Below are 2651 nucleotides of genomic sequence, written 5' to 3' on the forward strand. Positions count from 1 at the left end.
CGAATTTCAAGGAAAACGCTTACCAGAGGTACCGCAATTTAAAGCTTGAATCCAATTGACGCCGTATAAATATCACAAAAAACCGCGATGTCAAAACTCTTTTTCATTGCCCATGGGGCGCAGCACCAGCGTATCTCCTCGCTGGGTGAACTCCAGTTGTTTCAAAACACTCATGCCCAGCAAAATCTGATCGTCCCGCATGCCGGGGTTGATGCTGGCGCGCACATCGCTCAGTTTGAACGGCCCGAAGGCCAGCACACCGATTTGCGTGGCACGCGTCAGCACCGTTCCATTCGCCGTCACCGACTGCTGCGGCGCCCCCGCTACCAACCCAAGTCCTGCTGCCAAGTGTGCGGGAACGGACACCAGGGTTGCGCCAGTATCCAGCAGGAAGCTGACCGGCCGGCCGTTTATTTCGCCGGGAAAAACATAGTGGCCATCGCGGCTGCGCTGCAGCACCAGCTCGGCGCCGGGGGCAATCTGCAACGCCCGATTGGGGTTGTTGCGCGCCTGCAGGCTGCCGTCGAAAAACAGGTACAGCACGCCCAGCAACGCCAGACTGGCGAGCCACGCCATGCCACGCCCCATTGTGCGATGCGGATTGGATGAGGAATCAGACGAAGTTGAATTCACAGCTGAGTGACCGATTAGACCCATGATCGTTCAGCACGCTCGCGATCGGACACCGCGACGCACCGGACGGCCAAGCCTAATGCAAATCACCCGCGCTTAAAACACCCTGCCCCGTCCTCACGGCCTTCAACGCATGCGCGCATGGCTGAAACTGCAATGCGGTGCGTCGCCAAAGGCTTCGCGCAGGTAGCGGGTTTCGATGTGCAGCAAGCGCTCGTGGTCGCCGGCTTCGAGATAAATATCGGGCTGCGTCATCAGCGCGTCGTCCCACACCATCTCCACCCCCCACGCATTCGGCAAGCCCGGCACCACGCCGGGTTCGCATTCCCAGAACAGCTTGCTCACGCTGGCCTCGTCGGCCAGGCTGAATTCCACGCCGTGATCCAGCCCCAGCTTGCCCAGGTGGACTTCCTGGTCGGCGGGAATCATCGCCACCATCTGGCAGCCGACGCCATCGAGCAACACGCCCTTGGCCACCCGGCTGGGAGGCACGCCGGTTGCGCGTGCGGTTTCGGCGCTGGTGTGGGTGTGCGGATGCGCGACCAAATCAAACGGAATCATGTGCTGGTCGAGAAAACGTTCCATACGATGCAGTGGATTCATGATCGTCTCCTTGCGTTGAACGGCTTTAAATATAGTTCAGCCACTCCGCTCTGCTAGCGTTTCCGGGGCGCCTCGCCGTTGCGAAAATGCCGGCGCGGCGGCCGCGGGTGTTCCTGCTGCTGGCAGGCGCGGCGAAACGCCTGCAGGGCCTCCTGCGCGTGTCCCAGCACGCTGTGATGGGGGTAGTGCCCCGCCACGCCAGGCTCGCCCGCTGCCAGACCGGTCAGCAACTCGATGCCTTCGCTCACGTGGGCGGCGGTATGGATGTGGAAGCGCCCCTGTGCAACCGCATCCAGCAGCGGCTGTGCCAGCATCAGATGACGCCGGTTGCGCTGCGGGATCAGCACCCCCTGGCTGCCATCGAGGCCGGCGGCCTCGCACACGCGAAACCAGCCTTCGATTTTTTCGTTGATGCCGCCCACCGGCAGCACCTCGCCGTGCTGGTTGACCGCGCCGGTGACGGCGATGCCCTGCTTGAGCGGCAGCCCCGACAGCGCCGACAGCAAGGCATAGAGTTCGGCGCACGAGGCCGAGTCGCCTTCCACGCCATGGTATTGCTGCTCGAACACGATCGAGGCATTGAGCGAGAGCGGCGCCAGATGCGCGAACAGCGCCGCCAGATAGTTCTGCAGGATGAACACGCCCTTGTCGTGGATCGGGCCGGACAACTCCACTTCGCGCTCGATGTTGAGCAGGCCGTCCTCGCCCGCGTAGGTGTGGGCGGACAGCCGCACCGGCAGGCCGAAGCGGTAATCGCCCAGATCGATCTGGGTGAGCCCGTTGATCTGCCCTACCCGCTCGCCGCGCAGTTCGATCAGCACATCGCCATTCGCGATTTCTTCGCGCAGCCGCTGCTCCGGGTAATCGTGCCGCGCCGTGTGGGCCGCCAGCGCCGCCTCGACATCGGCCGCGCTGACCCGGCCCGGTCCGCGCGCGCGGCAGACGGCTGCGCTTTCCATCACCCACGCCTCGGTGCGCGCAAAGATCGCGCTTTCGCGCGTCTGGTCGCCCGCCTCGCGGTGCGATTCCTCAAGCAGACGCGCCACCGCCGCTGCGGAAAAATGCGGCAGGCCATGCTCACGGCAGGCGTGCGCGACAAAAATCGACGAGGCGCGATGGCTGTCGGCACTCGCCGCGAAGCTCTCGGCAAAATCTACCTTGGCGCGGAAGTGCCGGGAAATTTCCGGCGCCGCCTCCTGCAGTTCGTAATACTGTTCGCGCGAACCGATCATCACCAGTTTGACCTCGATATCGATCGCTTCCGGCACCAGCGACACCGCCGCGATCGGCGAAAACGACACGCCCGGTTCCTCGATCTGCAAGCGGCCGCTGCGCAGGAAGCGCCGCAGTTTTTCCCACACCAGCGGATCGGCCAGCACGTCGTGCAGATGCAGCATCAGAAAGCCGCCGTGCGC

Annotated in this window: 3 protein-coding genes; all 3 read right to left on the reverse strand. The window is 63.6% G+C overall.

What is annotated here, in order from left to right:
• Positions 1–90: 90 nt before the first annotated feature.
• Positions 91–576, reverse strand: a complete 486-nt coding sequence (locus IV098_RS14990; protein WP_296890506.1) for a TIGR02281 family clan AA aspartic protease — start codon at positions 574–576, stop codon at positions 91–93.
• Between the two features lie 183 nt (positions 577–759).
• Entirely contained in the window at positions 760–1236 is a 477-nt protein-coding gene (locus tag IV098_RS14995) for an aminoacyl-tRNA deacylase (RefSeq protein WP_296890507.1), read from the reverse strand.
• A 53-nt stretch (positions 1237–1289) separates the two neighbouring features.
• On the reverse strand, positions 1290–2651 hold a 1362-nt coding region (locus IV098_RS15000), incomplete at its 5' end, for an AAA family ATPase (RefSeq protein ID WP_296890509.1).

The sequence above is a fragment of the Thiobacillus sp. genome (assembly GCF_018780105.1).
Lineage (GTDB): Bacteria > Pseudomonadota > Gammaproteobacteria > Burkholderiales > Thiobacillaceae > Thiobacillus.

Excerpts from the sequence above, each read along its gene's own strand:
- IV098_RS14995 (WP_296890507.1), bottom strand. The coding sequence starts at position 1,236 with ATGAATCCACTGCATCGTATGGAACGTTTTCTCGACCAGCACATGATT.
- IV098_RS14990 (WP_296890506.1), bottom strand. The coding sequence starts at position 576 with ATGGCGTGGCTCGCCAGTCTGGCGTTGCTGGGCGTGCTGTACCTGTTT.